This window comes from Parasphingorhabdus sp. W113, assembly GCF_055693205.1.
Genome location: NZ_CM146328.1, coordinates 2,181,526 through 2,199,451, shown reverse-complemented (window position 1 = coordinate 2,199,451; position 17,926 = coordinate 2,181,526). Strand labels below are relative to the sequence as shown.

The window sequence follows — 17,926 nt, the reverse complement described above, 5'->3', positions numbered from 1 at the left end:
CTATGGTTCCGTTCGATCGGAAAAGGGGCGGAGCGCATGGACATTATTGTGGATGATCTGAGCAGTGAAAAGGTACGGAAACTGCTCGCTTTACATCTGTCTGCCATGCATCAGAACTCCCCCGGAGGCAGCGTGCACGCGCTAGATCTTTCGGGCTTGCGTTCGGACGATGTAACCGTCTGGACAGCTTGGACTGGCGATACGCTTATGGGAGTGGGGGCGCTGAAGGAGCTTGATGCCCGGCATGGTGAAATCAAATCCATGCGGACCGATCCTGCGCACCTGCGCAAAGGCGTGGCCTTGTCAATTCTCAATCACGTAATTGCGGTAGCGAAACAGCGCGGATATCGCTCTGTCAGCCTTGAGACAGGATCAGGAGTTGAGTTTGAACCGGCGCTGCGTCTTTATCGCAATCACGGATTTGTCGATGGTCCCGCTTTTGGCGACTATAAGGCAACCGCGTTCAACCAGTTTCTCCACCTGCAATTGTAACTGTGATGCATGATATGCTGCCAAAGCTGAGTTGGATCGGTTTGGCGCTTGTTCATCTGGTGCCAAGCGCGGCTCTGTTCTTGCCAGATTTGGTATCCCGCCTCTATGCGATTGCGCCGGAAGACCCGCAGTTCGTGCTGCTGCAGCATCGCAGCGCACTTTTTTGCGGCGTCTTTGTCGCTTGCATCTGGGCGACTTTCGATCCCTCCGTGCGGAAACTGGTTCTGGTTGTGACGGCTATCTCTATGATCAGTTTTCTCAGTCTCTACTGGATGCATGATCAACCAAAGACCTTAAGATCCATCGCCATTGTGGACCTGATCGGATTGCCTTTGTTGCTCTATAGCGCTGGGCATGCGTTTGGCTGGTTCGGTCGATCGGTGACAACCGAAGGGCTTATGTAACCAACTCGAGGTTTCGCGTCGTGGCCGTTTGTTTCAAATAGGCGGTCATGGACTCCAGTCCTTTTGAACTGAGAATAACATATTTCCCGGGAGTTTGATTCGTCGCGCCCTGAATCTCGATCAGGCCTTCATTTTCAAGATAGCTGATCCAGCGCAAACCGGTTGGTGCCGGAACATCGTCTGCCACGGACAGGGCGGTTAGCGGCTGTTTGAGATTGCCGTTCTGGATCAGTTGCAGCATGATCTGCCAACCAGGCTCACCGAAAATGCTTTTGCTGAGGAAATCGTGACGCGCTTTGCGTTCCCGCAGTATCTGCGTCGCCAATGCAGCCAATGTTGTCGTTGGTCTTGAACCCGCCCCGTTGATGCGCGATCCGGCGTCCTCGACCATGTCGTTACTCATGTGCGTCTGCCCGCTTTCCAATCCAATTGATTCTTCCCCGTTCACGACGAACGCGCGTTCGTCGGTACACAAAATCAACCGATTAGCTACAATTATAAGCGATCAGGAGGCAATGAATAGTATAAAATTGCCATGATTTTTTGGCGGAAAACTTACGAATTTTGAAAAAAGCTCAGTTATAATTAGCTGTTACATGTAAATACATATCAGGATTTTGAATTGTGACGGATTTGTTGTATACACTGCGTTCATCACATTGGTTGTTGATATGGTGATCCCGCTAAGGAGCATGATGCGTGCGAAAACCTGACACCAATAAGCACAACGAACGCAGCAAACAAAGTGCCAATCCGTGGCATGGCGACGTTGAGTTCCGGACTTTGGCGGAATCCATTCCAGCGCTGGTTTTCGTCAGCGACGCCAATGGCGCCAATATCTATTCCAATGTTCAATTCCAACGCTACACCGGCATGGCCGCTGATGAGATGCTCGGCGATGGCTGGCTTGGTGCGCTGCATCCTGATGATCGCGAAATGGCCGCCGCCACCTGGCTGGAGAGCTGGGCCAATAAAGCGCCATATGACACCCGCTACCGCTTTCGCCGAAAAGATGGCGAATATCGATGGCACCTCGTCCGGGGTACGCCGGTTCGGGACGCGAATAATAATGTGGTGCGCTGGATAGGTTCGTGCACGGATGTTGAAGACCTCATCGCTCATATTTCCGTGCAGTCGGAAGCGCAGAACATCCTTAAAGCGCTCGAAAGCGCAGCCGATCTGATTGTCTATGCCAAGAATGCCGAGGGACAATTTATCTATGCGAATGACGCGGTTCTGGCCACGGTTCATCAAAAAGACGAAGCGGTAATGGGCAAGACAGCCAATGATTTGTCGGTTGAAAATTCGGAAGGCCAGGCGATCGAGGAAAATGACCAGTTGGTCCGCTCATCTGGTGAAAGGATCACCGTCAACGAACGATGGACATTGGCGGGCGGCGAGACGCGGCATTTCCGATCCACCAAAGTGCCGCTGCCGCTCCCCGATGGCACAACCGGGATTGCGGCGTTGAGCGTCGACCTTACCGAGGCGGTGCTGCTCAAAGAAAAAATGGAAGCGCTGGTCGTGCATGGGCGCAACCGAATAGACAGCTTGCCGGTCATCACCTGGGTTGCTGATAGCAGCGGCAAGCTGATCGAAGTCAATCAGGCCTGGCAGGATCATTCGGGATTAAGCGCCGCGCTGGGTATGCATTTCGAGGATATTGTAGCAGCCGAAGCGAAAGCGCGATTTGATGATCAATGGAGCTTCTGTATCAAGACCGGGGAATTGCTCGACGTCGACGTCATGTTGCAGGACGCGTTGACCGGTGCGACGATCAAAAAGCGGGCGCTGGCGATTCCGATGGATCGAACGGAGAACGGTTCATCCCAACGATTCTGGTATGGATCCTTTTCCTGACCCGAAGACGATCTGGCGCGACGCTTGATCGTCAACCAGCCAGAATCGCTTAGTCCAGATCCCAGGCGCGTTCGCCGTGACTTGCAATGTCCAGTCCGTCGCGTTCATCATCCTCATTGACCCGCATCGGCAGAATGAAGCTGACCCCGAAGCCCAGTATCGCTGTGGCAACAGCCGACCATATCGCCACCGCACCCACGCCGATGAGCTGTGCGACGAACTGGCTGCCAAAGGCCATATCATCGCCATATCCCGTACCACCGAAGCTCTCGCTGATGAACAGCGCGAGCATTAGCGAACCAAGCATGCCGCCAACACCGTGAACCGCGAAAACATCAAGGCTGTCGTCAATCTTGAACCCGTTTTTGACGAGACCAACGGCAAAGAAGCAAACCAGGCCGGCAGATGCGCCGATAATGATCGAGGCCCCGGTTCCGACGAAGCCAGCTGCTGGCGTGATGGTTGCCAATCCCGCAATTGCGCCGGTTGCAACGCCGACGGCGGTGGATTTGCCAACCTTGATGCGCTCGATCAATATCCACATGAGCGCGGCGACGGACGCGGCAACATGGGTATTGATTATGGCTTGTGCCGCATCGTCAGTCGCGGTCAGGGCAGAGCCTCCGTTAAAGCCGAACCAGCCGACCCAAAGCAATCCTGCGCCAGTGACGGTCAAGGCAGGACTATGCGGCAACATCAATGTCTTGGGCCAGCCCAGACGTTTCCCCAGCATGATCGCGACAACAAGCGCCGATACGCCAGCGGTCGTATGGACGACGATGCCGCCGGCAAAATCCAGAACGCCCAGGCCAGACAGCCATCCGCCGCCCCAAACCCAATGGGTGACCGGGGCATAGACCACCAGCAACCAGAGCGAGCAAAAGGCGATAACCCAGCCAAATCGGGCGCGTTCCACCCAGGCGCCGATCATCAGCGCTGGCGTGATGACGGCAAAGGTCATCTGGAACATCGCGAAGGCGGATTCGGGAACGGTTGTTCCTTCACGCACATTGGCGAGACCGCCAAGCATCCAGTTAATCCCGTTGCCGAGAAATCCGTTCGTGACCTGTCCAAATGCCAGCGTGTAGCCCACGACAACCCACAGCACGGAAGCCACGCCGGCGACCGCCAAGCACTGGATCAGCACCGAAAGAAAATTCTTGGATCTCACGAGGCCGCCATAGAATAGGGCAAGGCCGGGCAGGGTCATCAGCAGCACGAGGGCGGTCGAGGTCAAAATCCACGCGGTGTCACCGCTATCGCCGGTGTCGACGACAACAACATCCTGCGCAGCCAGCGGCGCAGAAAATGCCATGGTCACGATGATGAAAGCCCAAACTCTACGCAGATATTTCATCAAAACCCCCGGCAACGTTATTTTCTTGTGTTCATTCGCCCGCGCAGAATCATTTTTCGAGGCCGGTGTAGTCGAGAGCAGCAACGGACTCAACTGGTGAAGCGGATGAAAGTCGCGGCCTTTGATCAGGCCCATCCTTCGAGCACCTGGTCGGGAGGGCGGTGTCCGTCTGCCCACACGCGAATATTGGCGATGACCCGCTCTCCGGACGCTTCGCGGCCTTCAAAGGTGGCGCTGCCCATATGGGGCAGGAGCACGACATTTTTCAAACTGGGCAGGCGCGCATCAACCGTTGGTTCGCGCATGTAGACATCAAGGCCCGCGCCGCCGATTTTCTCGTCCTGGAGCGCTTCAATCAGTGCATTTTCGTCAATCAGCTCGCCGCGTGCCGTGTTGATGACATAGGTTGACGGGCCCATCATCGCGATCCGTTCGGCGTTGATCAACTGGTTGGTTTCCGGCGTGTGGGGGCAGTGGATCGTTATGATATCGCAGGACTGGATCAGGCTGTCTAGACTATCAGCATAGGTCGCGTTCAGCGACTCTTCGACCGCTGGCGGCAGCTGGCGGCGGTTGTGATAGAGGATGGATAGGCCGAACCCGGATGCGCGACGGGCAACGGCTTGTCCGATTCTGCCCATGCCAATAATGCCAAGCCGTTTGCCGCCAATACAATGGCCAAGCATGCCGGAGGGTTTCCAACCTTCCCATTCGCCTGAACGCATCAGTTTTTCACCTTCCGCCAACCGGCGTGGAACCGACAGGATCAAGGCCATGGTCATGTCAGCCGTGTCTTCTGTAAAGACGCCAGGCGTATTGGTGACCATGACTTTCTTGGCGCGCGCCGCGGCGAGGTCAATATGGTCGACTCCGGCACCAAAACTGGCAATCAGGCGCAGACGCTCGGGTGCATTTGCAATCATTTCCGCATCAATCTGATCGGTGACCGTCGGCACCAGTACATCACAATCCGCCATCGCTGCGATCAGATCGCCGCGGCTAAAAGCGCGATCCGTCAGATTGGGAACCACATCAAATAGCTCCCCCATCCGGTCATGAATCGCATCAGCCAGTTCACGGGTGACGATGACACGGGGTTTTGTTGGTCGGGAAGTTTCAGCCATGAGAATTGGCTATGCCTGAAATTTACATCAGGTCAAGCAGGTGACGCTTGATGCCGCTCTCGCTTTCAGTTTAAGGCTATCGATCATCACAGGATGAAGTCGGGAAACCATGCGCACTCCACAGTTGAAAAATTGGCAGAAAATAAAGATGCTAGCGCTGATTGGCGCGACGGTCGCTGCGTCGCCAGCGCTTGCGCAGCAGGAGCCGCCTTATTGGGCGTCAATTGACGAACCAGAGGCGCGGATGCGCACCGGTCCGAGCACCGAATATCCGACGATGTGGATCTACCAGCGGGAACGGCTGCCGATCAAAATATTGGCGCGCTACAAGGCCTGGCGAAAGGTCGAAGATCCCGATGGCACGCAAGGCTGGATGCATGCGCGGTTGCTCAGCGCTTCGCGGACCGCCGTCATTGTCGGGCCGAAAGATACCGTGCGCGCGCTGCGCGCCAATCCGGATGCAAATGCGAAAATTGTCTGGCGGGTGGAGCCCGGTGTCGTCGGCAAGATTAGCCAGTGTGAGCAGGGCTGGTGCCTGTTTGATGTGACCGGTCGACGCGGCTATGTGCAGATGGATGATATCTGGGGTGACGAGGCCCTGAAATAGCCGGAAGGCTCCAGAACGCCCGAGAAAGCCCCGGCGTTACCGGTGAAAAATATGGTTAACAGAATCTGTCCCGCATTGGCACAGCCCTTCCGGAATCCGCGCGGAACGCCCAGTTTTGAGCCCAAGACTTGCTGGGTTTTGTAAACTTTTCGTTCCAACGGGATTGGTTGATAGGCGCGACGGCCTTTCTCCTTTAAACAAGTCTCGGGTCGTTGTTCGGGATGAATGCCCGAACATGCGAGCCGGGGCACATGTCTTTGGCTGAATAGGAACAGATATCGCTTCCTCCCACTGGGATGGAGAAGGTGATTGTTGAAACTGATGGCGCTGTAGCGTTGTCAAAGGGGGTAGTATGAATTTTTTGAGTAAAGCTTTGGCCGTTTCGGCCATTTCGTTCGCGACGCTTGCGTTGCCCGTGCAATCGGCGTCGGCCGAAACACTGGTTTTTGACGTCACAAACTATACGACCGGGGCCGGCAAACATGGTTTGTGGACCAACAATACCGACCAGGGCGCCAATCGGTTCTATGCTTTTCAACTCGGCACGCTTTTTACGGTCGACACCGTAACCGGCACCGCCACGCTGAAAGGCACGGCGATCAATCCAGACAATGTTGTGGCGGATATCGATCTCAGCTTTGGCGGGTTTCTGGAAACCACGCTGGGATCCGGTTTTTCGTACAAGAAGCAGGGCGGTAATGTCTATGATGAGGTTGCCGATCTTGCGGATGTCGACTTTTTTACGACCGGAACCGGCACGATCATGCTCGACGCCTATACTTATAGCCTGCGGGCCGATCCGTTCGCTCAGGACACGGCTTTTCAATATGGCGAAGGCGCCAATGCGAAAAACGGCGCCTTTGGCGGATCTGCGTGGCTTTTGGTTGAAGGCGAGGGCGGTGAGCGGCCCAATCACTGGGATTTGAATTTCAATCTCTCAGCCGTTCCCGAGCCGACCACCTGGGCGATGATGATCATCGGCTTCGGCGCAATCGGCAGCTCCTTGCGGCGCAAAAAAGCCAAGACTGCGATGCAGTTTGCATAAGCTGTCGATCGACATCGGCTTTCGATAAAAAAGGGGACGGTCAGCTGAGCTTTCCGTCCCCCTTTTTGTGGCTTTTTCGCGCGATATTGCGCGGCGTTAGTCGATCAACTCAACCGCTACGGCCGTCGCTTCTCCGCCGCCAATGCACAGGGCTGCAACGCCCTTTTTCAATCCCCGCTGGCGCAGGGCCGCAACCAGCGTAACCATGATCCGCGCGCCGCTGGCTCCGATTGGATGACCCAGCGCCGTCGCGCCGCCATTGACGTTCAGCTTGTCCCGTCCGATGCCGATGTCCTGCATCGCGAACATGGCGACGCAGGCAAAGGCTTCATTGACTTCCCAGAGATCAACATCAGCGACGTCCCAGCCGGTTTTGGCGAGCAATTTCTGGATTGCTGATACCGGCGCGGTGGTGAATTTGGCCGGCGCGTGGGCATGGGCGGCATGTCCGACGATCCGTGCGACGGGCTTTAATCCCTTTGCTTCTGCCACGCTGGCGCGGGTCATCACCATGGCGGCCGCTCCATCAGAAATGGATGATGCATTGGCGGCCGTAATCGTGCCGTCTTTGGCAAAGGCCGCGCGCAATTGCGGAATCTTGTCGGGATTGCCCTTGAGCGGCTGCTCATCCTTGTCGACAGTGACGCTGCCTTTGCGGGTTTTGACTTCCACTGCGACGACTTCATCATCAAATGCGGAGCCTTCGACAGCGGCTTTTGCCCGCGCCAGGGACTCAATCGCATATTCATCCTGCGCTTCGCGAGTCAGCTGATATTCGCCGGCGGTTTCTTCTGCAAAGCTGCCCATGGCGCGGCCCTTGTCATAAGCATCTTCGAGGCCGTCGAGGAACATGTGATCCTTGACTTCTGCATGCCCCAGCCGCGCGCCACCGCGCATCTTCGGAAGAAGATAGGGCGCATTGGTCATGCTTTCCATGCCGCCGGTAACAATGATATCGACCGAACCGGCCGCCAGGGCTTCGGCGCCCATGATCGCAGTTTGCATGCCAGAGCCGCACATCTTGTTGACGGTGGTTGCTTCGACGGACTCCGGAAGCCCGCCGAGTATCGCGGCCTGCCGGGCCGGAGCCTGGCCTTGGCCGGCGGACAGGACATTGCCCATGTAGATGCGTTCGACATCACCGCCCGCCACACCAGCCCGTTCCACGGCGGCCTTGACCGCAACCGCGCCGAGATCAGGGGCGCTGACGTCGCTGAGCGCGCCTTGCATTCCACCCATTGGGGTCCGCGCGTAGGAGAGAATGACGATCGGGTCGGATTGTGTCATGAATTGTTCCTTCAAAGAAATTGCGCTCTTGCAAGCGGCAACACAGTTGCACGGGACATAGGCGGCTTGCTCCGACTTTTCAATTCCCGCGCGCGATCTCCAATTGAAACATTGGTCGGCGCGTGTCAGATCATCATTCCCGATTTGCTGGAGCCGCTTTGTTGACGCAATTTACGCCCGATATCCTGTTCATTCTTGGTGGCGCCATTTTGGGTCTGATTGCCGGCAGCTTTATCGCCGCGATCGTGGTGCGTTGGCCAGCCGGGGAATCGGTTGTTGCCGGGCGGTCGCGCTGCGACAATTGCGAAACGACATTGCGTGCCCATGAACTTGTTCCGGTTCTGAGCTATCTTACCCAACGGGGGCGATGCAGGACTTGCGCCGCGCCGATATCGCCGGTTCATCTTTTTATCGAGACGGGTGCGGCGCTGATCGGTGTCGCGGCGATGGTCGTTGCGCCAGGGCTGTTGGGCTTAAGCGGTGCGCTTTTTGGCTGGTTCCTTCTGGCTCTCGCGGTCCTTGATGCCAAATATCAGTGGTTGCCTGACCGCCTGACTTATGGCCTCGCGGCCTGCGGCCTGTTGACGGTCTTTGTGGTGCCCAATCCGGGGCTTCTGGACCGATTGCTTGGCGGTGTTATCGGTTTTGCGTCCTTGACCGCGGTTGCCTGGCTGTATCGGATGTGGCGGCACCGGAATGGTCTTGGCGGCGGCGATCCGAAGCTGCTCGGCGCGATTGGATGCTGGCTGGGATGGGTGCACCTGCCAATCGTCTTGCTCGTGGCAAGTCTGGTTGGATTGCTTGCGGCGGCTGTCATGGTGCTCCAGCGCAAGACAGTCGACCGATCAACCGCTCTGCCGCTGGGCAGTTTTCTCGCCATCGCGGCTTTTCCGCTCTGGCTTTTGCAGGCCAGTCCGCATCTGCCGGGCCCGGTGGAAGTCCTGCTGCTGGGATCATGAAAGGCGATGAATGTGATCTGGTCGAGCATCTAATAGGCATCCTTTTGGGTTTCCGTGAGCAAAACCATTGCCAGCGCAAATAGTCTTCGCTAACAGAGCGTCGATTTCAACGCTGCGAGATTGCGCAGCGTTTCGCAGGGGCCCCTGTGGTGGAATTGGTAGACGCGCTCGACTCAAAATCGAGTTCCGCAAGGAGTGCCCGTTCGAGTCGGGCCAGGGGCACCAAGCTTTGCTATATTGTTATTAATCTCTCGTTATTTGAAGTTTTTCCGAAGCGGTTCCAGGCGTAAAGTTGATTGGTGATTGGTGGGTTGAAAATACTTGTCCGGACAACTGGTTGCATTTGTGACTTTGTTGCAACGATTTCCGATTGGCCGCCAAAATAACGCTGGCAGAATCGGCCTTACAGACCGGATTTGCTGGACTTTTGGGCGATTTTTCGACAGGAAAATACGCAGTTGGAGGACAACTTTGCAAATAGACCGAAGCTGTTGAAGCTCGGCCTCAGGAGTATATTAATGAAATTGACTAAATTTTTGACTGCCACCGCTATCGGTGGTCTGGTTTCTGCTGTGCCTGCTTATGCCCAAGAGGTGCAGGATGAAGAAGCTTTTGACGATAACGTCATCATCGTGACCGCATCCAAGCGCGAAACGACTTTGCAGGAAATTCCGATCGCCGTTTCGGTGACCACCGCCGAAACCATCGAGCAAGCCGAAATCCGTGATCTGCTTGATTTGCAGACGGTTGTTCCATCCTTGCGGGTTTCCCAGCTGCAAAGCTCGGCCAATACCAACTTCGTCATTCGCGGCTTTGGTAATGGCGCCAATAACGCCGGCATCGAGCCATCGGTTGGCGTCTTTATTGACGGTGTCTACCGTTCGCGTTCCGCGGCCCAGATTGGTGACCTTCCCAATGTCCAGCGGATTGAAGTTCTGCGCGGTCCGCAGTCAACCCTGTTCGGCAAAAACGCTTCTGCCGGTGTTATCAGCGTCGTGACGCAAAAGCCCCAATTTGAATTTGGCGGTTCTGCCTCGCTGACTTATGGCAATTACAACACGGTTGTCGCCAAAGCCGATATCACAGGCCCGATTACTGATACAGTCGCGTTCAGCCTAGCCGGCAACTATAACCGTCGCGACGGCTATGCTGACGATCTCGCGCTCAATACGGACGTCAACGATCGTAATCGCTATGGCGCCCGGGCGCAGCTCTATTTCGAGCCGTCCAATGATCTTTCGGTTCGGCTGATCGCGGACTATGACAGTATTGATGAAAATTGCTGTATCGCAGCGAATGTGACCAACGGGCCAACCGGTGCGATCGTAAACGCGCTGGCTGGCGGCACTGGTATCGATGCTGAAAACCCATTCTCGTTTGACGTTTTCAACAACTTCCTGTCGACCAACGAGATTGAAAATTACGGCGTTTCCGGTCAGATTGACTATAGCTTCGGTGCCCTCAACCTGACATCGATCACCGCCTATCGCCGGGTTGATTCCCAGACCAATCAGGACTCGGATTTCACCGCTGCTGATTTGGTCGGTCGCAACTTTGCCGATGTCGGCATCAAGACCTTTACCCAGGAATTGCGTCTGGCGTCGGATTTTGACGGCCCGATCAACTTCCTGTTGGGCGGCTATTATTTTGATGAGAATATCGATCAGAATAATGAGTTCTTCTTTGGCAGCCAATTCCGCGCTTATGGCGATGCGCTGGTTCAAGCCGCATCCGGCGGCGGTCTGAACGTCGGACTGCTCGAAGGAACGCTCGGTGCGCTTGATGGCAATCCGGCACAATATCTCGGAGCGTTTTTCCGCGGCGGCGACGGACTGGTTGAAGGTTTCGAGTTTAGCAACGAAGCCTATTCGATCTTCGGCACCGTGGACGTCGAAATTACCGATTCCCTGACTGTCACCGGCGGCTTCAACTATACCAATGACAAGAAGCAGTTCTCGACCAATGTCGTGTCTTCGGATGTGTTCTCCAGCATCGATCTGGACGCGCCGCAATATACACCATTCCGGGAAGCTTTGCTGATCGGCGGTGGTGTTGATCCGGCAACGGCCGCGTTTCTGGCTGCCAACCCAACGATCACCTTGCCCGATGGCTCGAGTGCAAACCCGCTGGGTGGCTTGAAAGGATTTCAATTCCTTCCGCCATTTGTGAACGTGCCTAACTCGGTCGAGGATGGCCGCACCGATGATGACGATTTCGCATGGTCGATCCGGGCTTCGCTCGAACTGGCTCCAAATCTGAACGTCTATGCGACATATGCGACCGGCTTCAAGGCAAGCTCCATCAACCTGTCGCGGGACAGCCGTCCTTTGGCTTCCGATATTGCGGCGCTGACAACCGCGGGGCTCAATACGCCTAACCTGGTATCGGGCTCCCGTTTCGCAGGTCCGGAAAATTCCGAGGTCTATGAAATCGGTCTGAAGGCACAGTTCGACTATGCGGCGCTGAACTTTGCGGTATTCCAGCAGAGCATCCAGGGATTCCAAAGCAATGTCTTCACCGGCACCGGCTTTGCTCTGGCCAATGCTGGTGAGCAGTCGACCTTCGGTTTCGAGTTTGACGGCACCGTAACACCGGTTGATCCGTTGACACTGTTCCTGGCCGTGACCTATCTCGAGCCGAATTACGACAGCTTCGTGAACTCGACCTTTGGTGACATCTCTGGTGAAACCCCAGCCGGTATCCCAGGTATCTCGGCTTCGATGGGTGCGACCTATACGCACGAATTTGACAGCGGTTCGAAAGTGATCGCCCGTGGTGACTATCTCTATGAAAGCGCTGTCAATCTGGTGGACGGCTTGACCGGTTTTGCGCCAGGCTTTGCAGAGAGCTTCCAGCGGGAAGTCAATCAGGTGAACGCCTCGCTGACCTTCCAGCATGTCAACGGTTTTGAACTGTCTGTTTACGGACGGAACCTCACCAATGCGCAATATCTGACGACGATTTTCCCATCGGTTGCTCAGGCTGGCAGCATCAGCGGCTATCCGAGCCAGCCGCGGACCTATGGTATCACGGCGCGCTACAAGTTCTAGCGAACGACGGCAGCCGGGACTGTCCCGGCACCCAGAAAAACAACCCCGCCAGGCGACTGGCGGGGTTTTTTTGTGCTTGAGAACGGCTGACACCGGCAAGGAAATTTCAACAATCGGGTCGGTATAGGTGCAAAAATGTAACGTGCATGTGCATTTTTGTTATTTCGGTCTGGACTTAATCGATCGATTAGTTGACAGTCGGGGCAATGGAGAGATGAGCAAAAGCTTCACTGTCCATGTAAAAAGGGATTGGGAGAGAGAGATGCGTAAATCGTTATTATTAGCCGCCACAGCTATATCCGCCGTGGCTACACCAGCATGGGCGCAAGCGGAAGAAGAGGGCGTTGATGACAATGTGATCATCGTGACAGCCCAGCGCCAGGCGCAAAGTTTGCAAGAAGTACCTATCGCGGTTTCGGCCTTTGATTCCAAAGCGCTCGAAGCCCAGCAGATTGAAAATGCTTCGGATCTGCAGCTGACCTTGCCCAACGTCTCGTTTACCAAAAGCAATTTCACTGCATCCAGCTTTACCATTCGCGGCATTGGCGATCTGTGCGTCGGCGTGTCATGCGATTCTGCAACCGCGATCCACCTCAACGACGCCCCGCTGTTCAGCACGCGGCTGTTTGAAACCGAATATTTTGACCTCGAGCGGGTCGAGGTTCTGCGTGGTCCGCAAGGAACATTATTTGGCCGGAACGCGACCTCAGGTGTGGTCAATGTGGTCACTGCCAAGCCGGAACTGGACGAACTCAAAGCGTCTCTCGAAGGCGAATATGGCAATTTTCAGTCGATCAAGCTCAAAGGCATGATCAACGTACCGCTCGGCGATACACTGGGCGTCCGGGTCGCGGGCTTTTACCTCAACCGGGACGGCTATACCGAGAATCTGTTCGACAACAGCCGGATTGACGGTCGCGACATGTTTGCGGTTCGCGGATCGATTAAATGGGAGCCGACACCAGATACCACGATCGACCTGATGGCCTATTATTTCCGGGAAGATGACGACCGTGCGCGGATCCAGAAACAACTTTGTCAGCGCGACCCGACCGGCGTTCTCGGTTGTCTCAACAATCGGCGAGATTTTGACAAGGTCAATACCAACGCGACCTTTACCGGCACGTTGGGATCGTCCGAATTTTTTGCCATTAACGGTTTGCCCGGCGCGCTGGGCCTGAACAGCCTCTATGGTCCCGATGGCCATGCCGGCTTCGACGAACCCAATGATGTGCGTCAGGTGCGGACCGACTTCACACCGGAATATTTCACCGACGAACTGCAATTGCAGGCGCATATCGAGCATGATTTTGGCCCTGTCAATGTCGCCATTACCGGCACCTATCAAGAAACCGAGGTCGACTCTCGTCAGGATTATAACACGTCGGTCCTGACCAGAACTGATATTGACGCGGCACTGGCCACGTTCAACGCGCTGTCTGCGGGCGGAGCGGGGCCATTGGGTGCATTCCAGCCGGTTCTCGATGCGGTGACGTCCGGAACCCAGCTGTGTACGTCCGAGACCGACCCAACCGGACTGGGTAGCTTCGGCGGCAACCGGATTTGTGCCGACACGCCGATTTCGCTCGACCGTTCCGACCAGGACAACACCTCATGGTCGATCGAAGGCATTATCAGCTCCGACCTGGATGGACCGTTTAACTTCCTTCTCGGTGGTATCTATGCAGAGAATAATCTGGGACAGAATAGCTACTATGTGAACACCTTCGCGATTGACTATATTGCTGGTGTGCTCGGTGGCGGTGCCGGATATCTGGGCACGCCGTTTTTCCGCAACAACACACAGGACTTCAAACTGGAATCCTACGGTATTTTCGGGGAAGCTTATTTTGACATCTCGGACACCGTCAAGATTACCGGTGGCCTGCGCTACAATAATGACAAGAAGTCGATCACGGCGCGCTCGACGCTCGCCAGTTTCCTGGTGCCTTTTGGTCAGACCGGGAATGCCTTTGACTCACCATTTGTCGGGGCCTTTGATGCCGATCCTGGTACGCCGGGCAATCAACTGGTCCAATCGCGCAACGTAGCCTTTGACGAGATTACCGGCCGCTTCGTTATCGATTGGCAGATGACGCCGGATAATCTGCTCTATGCGTCTTATTCGCGCGGCTATAAGTCAGGCGGCATCAACCCGCCGCTGCAGCCGATTTTCCAGGTTTCGGAATCATTCGGTCCCGAGCAAATTGATGCGTTTGAAATTGGTTCGAAAAACGTGTTCGGCAATGGCGCGCTGGTGCTCAATGCAACCGCGTTCTACTATAAATATAAAGGACTTCAGCTGAGCCGGATCATTGCCCGGACCTCGGTCAATGACACGATCGATGCCGATATTTACGGTGTCGAACTGGAAGGCGTCATCCGTCCCGACCCGGACTGGTTGATCAACATGGGCTTCAGTTATCTGAAAACCAAAGTGGTTGGCGATCAGCTGTTCAGCAACCCGCGGGATCCAGGTGGTGGCCGTGCGGATGCCGTGATCATCAAGGATATCACCAATGGTGCTAACTGTGCTGTCGTTCCGGGTACTGCCGGGAATGCGGCTGGTGCCAACGCCTTTGTGAATGCAATTAATGGCGGTCTTGGGCTTCAAGGCACCACGGCATTCCCAGCCGATGGCGGAATCGCTTCGACCGGCGCGTTCGGCATCTGTGCGGTGCTCGAAGGGCAAGCAGCGGCGATTGGCGCTGGCTTCGATGCGGCCGGTCTGACGGTTCTGAGCCCTGGTGTTCAGGTTAACCTGCGTGGCAATGCACTGCCTCAGGCGCCGGTTGCGAAAGTGTCGGCTGGTGTTCAGTACACGCATAACTTTGATAGCGGCTGGACCTTGGTCCCACGCCTCGATGTAGCCTATACGGGTGATCAGTTTGGCAGCGTGTTCAACGGAAATGTCAACAAGATCGAAGGCTTTACCCAGGCCAATGCTTCGATCCAGCTGAACGGCAATGACGACAAGTGGTTTGTCCGGGCGTTCATCCAGAATATTTTCGACAGCAACTCGACCACGGGTCTGTATCTGACCGATGCCTCTTCAGGCTTGTTCACGAATATCTTTACGCTGGATCCACGCCGCTATGGCATTGGCGCCGGCATCAAGTTCTAGTTGGTTCGTCACCTTTGAAGAAAGCCCTGCCAGGCAACTGGCGGGGCTTTTTTTGAGCGGGAGGTGGGGTGGAAGACGCGTACCGCGAGGTTGCGAGAAGAGGTGCTGAGATATTGGTGACTGGTAGGGGATTGAAGCTGACGGCTAGCCCTATCGGCGATTACCCTTGCTTGCGCTGCGGGATTTTTTCGGTCGTTCGTCCCCCGGACGAACTTAGATCCGAAAAAATGGTGCCGAATATCCGACTCGAACGGATGACCTACCGCTTACAAGGCGGTTGCTCTACCAGCTGAGCTAATTCGGCGCTGGTTTTGCGGGCCTGTCGTGATGACAATCCCGATAACGGGCGCTCTTTGCGTCAAAAAACACCAAAGGTCCAGCCCTCTTTTTGCGCAACTTGTTGCGACATTGGGGCAGGGGACCATAATGCCGGATCAGCACTGGCCTGTTTCATCCATGCCGCCGTAATCAGCGCATCGGTGCTGTGATCATCATATTTGGACAGCGCTGCCGGCAGGGCAGTTCCAAGATGATTGAGGGCGGATTCCAATGTCTCGCGATCCCGTATTTTGCTGCGTCCCCTCGGTAGCCCGGCGGCCAGGGCCGCGATGCTGGTGTAGATTTCGATGATCATCGGTCCGCTGGCAGGGATCGGATCGAACGGCCAGATCGGGATCACACCGCCCAACTGGTGCAACAGGCGCATACCGGTCAGGCTCGACTTGCCGACCTGCGCTGCGCCGACCAGGTTAAAGCAACTCGCGCTATTGCCCTGTTTCTCGACGCGTTGATGATGTTCCACCACACGCAAGCGTCCGGTACCGCCGGTAAACAGGTCCCCGACCTGATCGCGGCTGTGACGGAAATGGCGGGATATCTCCTGATGCTGCAGCACGGAGGAGACGCTCAGATGGTCATCCTCCACCGCCAACCTGTCAACGGTTTGCCAGAGCTGTTTTGCGTTCCTCGGGCTGCCTTGCCATTCCGGGAAATAGCCGCCGATATCGTGAAAAGGGAGCGCGAACGACATATCAAAGCCGATCAATATGTCGCTTTGATCCGCATGCAGTCGCAGCAACCAGTCGCGGATATCTTCGCGCGACCAGCGGGGTTGCGGTTGTAACAGGGCTGGCGGGCCATCGCGCCCTAGGGTCGCCACCGCAATGCCAGGGGGGCGCTCAACCTTGGCACCGGACCAATCGACGCAGGCAAAATTTTCAAAGCAACGCATGATCAGAGCTCTACGCGATCACACCCGCAAAAGAAAAGGGCAGGCTTATCCAGCCCGCCCTTTCTTTATTCAGCTTGTGCAAGCCTATTTTTTGGCTGCTGGTTTCCGCGCCGCCGGCTTCCGGGCTGCTGGTTTCCGTGCAGCCGGTGCCTTTGGTTTCGGCGGATTGGCACGCAGGTCTTCAAGAACCTTGCCAGCCACGTCCCGGCCACCCCAGCCGAAGGCGAGCGCTGCTGCTGCCGCGCCACCAATGACCAGTGCCATGAAGGCGGTTTCGACGATTTCTGCGCCAACACCCATGAACTGGAGGCCCATGAAGGTGAACAGCACGATCGCTGCATAGCGAATGATGGATGCTGCCATCGTTCCTTCGCTGGTGCCGCCGATAACCCGTGCCAGAAGATTGGCAATCAGGAAACCAGCACCGATGACGACGCCGCCAAAGATGACCCGACCACCCAATTCAAGGATCTGATCAAGGATATTGGTCAGTTCGGCAAATCCCAGCATCCGGGTCGCTGCGATCGCAAAGAAGAGCATGATGGCGATCTGTGCGATACGCGCGACAATTGACGTCAGCGATGTACCGGCAGGCAGGATGTCCATAGCCGCGACCGATTGATCAACACCCAGTCCTGGCAGGATTTCCTTGACGATCTGAACCACGAACTTGCTGATCAGATAACCGATTCCGAGGATGATGGCTGCGCCAATAATATTCGGAATAGCGGCCAAAATCATCCGCAACATGTCGCTGGCCGGACCCGAAACCGATTCCAGTTTCAGCGCTTCAAGTGACAGGATCGCAATCGGAATGATGATCAGGACGTAAACGATCGTGCCCAGAGTCTTGCTGATCTGAGTGTTACCGGTAACCGTATCAACACCGCCGCGATTGGCCCATTTGTCGAAATCGACCGTTTGCAAGGCCGTGACAATCAGATCCCGGACAATGCGTGCGACGACCAGACCGATGAAGAAGATCATCGCTGCGCCGAGCAGGTTCGGAATGAAGGCCATGATGCTGTTGAGCAAGGTCTGGATCGGCGCATCGACGCCGCCAAGTCCGAGAACGCGCAGGATTACGAGCAAACCGAACAGCCAGATGAGTAGCGATACGATCTTGCCGAGTGACTCACCAACGGATGCACCTGACGAGGTGTCGCGCTGTAAAAAACTGACATTGTCGACCAGTTTGGCAAATGTCCATTTGGCAACTTTTGCCAGGATCCAAGTGACCAGAAGAACGGCCAGAGCGAGGCCTGCCTTTTCTCCCAATTCGACCATGAGCTCCATGTCGAGCGCATAGTCTCCTATTCGCATACCATCCATTTATTTTCCCCTATTGTGTTAAATTCAATTGTGCCCAAGGGTTACCATGTTCGG

General features: G+C 55.7%; 14 protein-coding genes and 2 tRNA genes. 9 read left to right on the top strand and 7 right to left on the bottom strand.

The genetic code is table 11. The features are described 5' to 3' along the window. The first annotated feature begins 36 nt into the window (after positions 1–36). Together ACZ1GS_RS10590 and ACZ1GS_RS10585 are read left to right on the top strand one after the other, a co-directional pair. On the top strand, positions 37–492 hold the full coding sequence (locus tag ACZ1GS_RS10590; RefSeq protein ID WP_472695156.1) for a GNAT family N-acetyltransferase: 456 nt from the start codon (positions 37–39) through the stop codon (positions 490–492). Between the two features lie 80 nt (positions 493–572). After that, positions 573–896 (top strand): hypothetical protein, encoded by a 324-nt coding sequence (locus ACZ1GS_RS10585; RefSeq protein WP_472695155.1) that lies wholly within the window; start codon positions 573–575, stop codon positions 894–896. Here ACZ1GS_RS10585 and ACZ1GS_RS10580 read toward each other — a convergent pair. Beyond that, the gene (locus ACZ1GS_RS10580) at positions 889–1,299 is read right to left on the bottom strand and encodes a hypothetical protein (protein WP_472695154.1); all 411 of its coding nucleotides are present in this window, start codon (positions 1,297–1,299) and stop codon (positions 889–891) included. The genes ACZ1GS_RS10585 and ACZ1GS_RS10580 overlap by 8 nt on opposite strands. Positions 1,300–1,595: 296 nt before the next feature. Here ACZ1GS_RS10580 and ACZ1GS_RS10575 point away from each other — a divergent pair, with 296 nt between their 5' ends. Further along, complete coding sequence (locus tag ACZ1GS_RS10575; protein ID WP_472695153.1) at positions 1,596–2,756, top strand: PAS domain-containing protein; 1,161 nt, start codon at positions 1,596–1,598, stop codon at positions 2,754–2,756. A gap of 49 nt (positions 2,757–2,805) precedes the next feature. On the opposite strand, the gene ACZ1GS_RS10570 is transcribed toward ACZ1GS_RS10575, so the two are convergent. Then, positions 2,806–4,071 carry an ammonium transporter gene (locus ACZ1GS_RS10570; RefSeq protein ID WP_472698121.1) on the bottom strand — a complete coding sequence of 422 codons (1,266 nt, stop codon included), beginning with the start codon at positions 4,069–4,071 and terminating at the stop codon, positions 2,806–2,808. Between the two features lie 167 nt (positions 4,072–4,238). Next, positions 4,239–5,237, bottom strand: coding sequence for a 2-hydroxyacid dehydrogenase (locus ACZ1GS_RS10565; protein WP_472695152.1), 999 nt, complete (start codon positions 5,235–5,237; stop codon positions 4,239–4,241). Between the two features lie 148 nt (positions 5,238–5,385). Here ACZ1GS_RS10565 and ACZ1GS_RS10560 point away from each other — a divergent pair, with 148 nt between their 5' ends. Further along, entirely contained in the window at positions 5,386–5,844 is a 459-nt protein-coding gene (locus ACZ1GS_RS10560; protein WP_472695151.1) for an SH3 domain-containing protein, read from the top strand. Positions 5,845–6,196: 352 nt separating this feature from the next. Continuing rightward, positions 6,197–6,889: a PEPxxWA-CTERM sorting domain-containing protein gene (locus tag ACZ1GS_RS10555; RefSeq protein WP_472695150.1), complete on the top strand. Its 693-nt coding sequence runs from the start codon at positions 6,197–6,199 to the stop codon at positions 6,887–6,889. 96 nt (positions 6,890–6,985) lie between these two features. Here ACZ1GS_RS10555 and ACZ1GS_RS10550 read toward each other — a convergent pair whose 3' ends face one another. Further along, positions 6,986–8,176: an acetyl-CoA C-acyltransferase gene (locus tag ACZ1GS_RS10550; protein WP_472695149.1), complete on the bottom strand. Its 1,191-nt coding sequence runs from the start codon at positions 8,174–8,176 to the stop codon at positions 6,986–6,988. Between the two features lie 161 nt (positions 8,177–8,337). Between ACZ1GS_RS10550 and ACZ1GS_RS10545 the strand changes: the two genes are divergently transcribed. The 4 genes from ACZ1GS_RS10545 to ACZ1GS_RS10530 all read left to right on the top strand — a co-directional run bounded on the left by ACZ1GS_RS10545 (position 8,338) and on the right by ACZ1GS_RS10530 (position 15,309). Beyond that, positions 8,338–9,135 carry a prepilin peptidase gene (locus tag ACZ1GS_RS10545; RefSeq protein ID WP_472695148.1) on the top strand — a complete coding sequence of 266 codons (798 nt, stop codon included), beginning with the start codon at positions 8,338–8,340 and terminating at the stop codon, positions 9,133–9,135. A 140-nt stretch (positions 9,136–9,275) separates the two neighbouring features. Next, positions 9,276–9,360, top strand: a tRNA-Leu gene (locus tag ACZ1GS_RS10540). A gap of 293 nt (positions 9,361–9,653) precedes the next feature. Then, positions 9,654–12,185 (top strand): TonB-dependent receptor, encoded by a 2,532-nt coding sequence (locus ACZ1GS_RS10535; RefSeq protein WP_472695147.1) that lies wholly within the window; start codon positions 9,654–9,656, stop codon positions 12,183–12,185. 262 nt (positions 12,186–12,447) lie between these two features. Then, positions 12,448–15,309 (top strand): TonB-dependent receptor, encoded by a 2,862-nt coding sequence (locus ACZ1GS_RS10530; RefSeq protein ID WP_472695146.1) that lies wholly within the window; start codon positions 12,448–12,450, stop codon positions 15,307–15,309. Positions 15,310–15,537: 228 nt separating this feature from the next. Here the strand turns inward: ACZ1GS_RS10530 and ACZ1GS_RS10525 are convergent. The 3 genes from ACZ1GS_RS10525 to ACZ1GS_RS10515 form a co-directional block, all read right to left on the bottom strand. Continuing rightward, positions 15,538–15,613, bottom strand: a tRNA-Thr gene (locus tag ACZ1GS_RS10525). Between the two features lie 54 nt (positions 15,614–15,667). Then, positions 15,668–16,540, bottom strand: a complete 873-nt coding sequence (locus ACZ1GS_RS10520) for a hypothetical protein (protein ID WP_472695145.1) — start codon at positions 16,538–16,540, stop codon at positions 15,668–15,670. An 84-nt stretch (positions 16,541–16,624) separates the two neighbouring features. Then, the gene (locus ACZ1GS_RS10515; RefSeq protein WP_472695144.1) at positions 16,625–17,872 is read right to left on the bottom strand and encodes a mechanosensitive ion channel; all 1,248 of its coding nucleotides are present in this window, start codon (positions 17,870–17,872) and stop codon (positions 16,625–16,627) included. Positions 17,873–17,926: the final 54 nt, after the last annotated feature.

Coding starts and splice junctions, on each gene's coding strand:
- ACZ1GS_RS10580 (WP_472695154.1), bottom strand. CDS start 1,299: ATGAGTAACGACATGGTCGAGGACGCCGGATCGCGCATCAACGGGGCG.
- ACZ1GS_RS10555 (WP_472695150.1), top strand. CDS start 6,197: ATGAATTTTTTGAGTAAAGCTTTGGCCGTTTCGGCCATTTCGTTCGCG.
- ACZ1GS_RS10550 (WP_472695149.1), bottom strand. CDS start 8,176: ATGACACAATCCGACCCGATCGTCATTCTCTCCTACGCGCGGACCCCA.
- ACZ1GS_RS10565 (WP_472695152.1), bottom strand. CDS start 5,237: ATGGCTGAAACTTCCCGACCAACAAAACCCCGTGTCATCGTCACCCGT.
- ACZ1GS_RS10560 (WP_472695151.1), top strand. CDS start 5,386: ATGCTAGCGCTGATTGGCGCGACGGTCGCTGCGTCGCCAGCGCTTGCG.
- ACZ1GS_RS10530 (WP_472695146.1), top strand. CDS start 12,448: ATGCGTAAATCGTTATTATTAGCCGCCACAGCTATATCCGCCGTGGCT.
- ACZ1GS_RS10520 (WP_472695145.1), bottom strand. CDS start 16,540: ATGCGTTGCTTTGAAAATTTTGCCTGCGTCGATTGGTCCGGTGCCAAG.
- ACZ1GS_RS10515 (WP_472695144.1), bottom strand. CDS start 17,872: ATGGATGGTATGCGAATAGGAGACTATGCGCTCGACATGGAGCTCATG.
- ACZ1GS_RS10590 (WP_472695156.1), top strand. CDS start 37: ATGGACATTATTGTGGATGATCTGAGCAGTGAAAAGGTACGGAAACTG.
- ACZ1GS_RS10535 (WP_472695147.1), top strand. CDS start 9,654: ATGAAATTGACTAAATTTTTGACTGCCACCGCTATCGGTGGTCTGGTT.
- ACZ1GS_RS10570 (WP_472698121.1), bottom strand. CDS start 4,071: ATGGCATTTTCTGCGCCGCTGGCTGCGCAGGATGTTGTTGTCGTCGAC.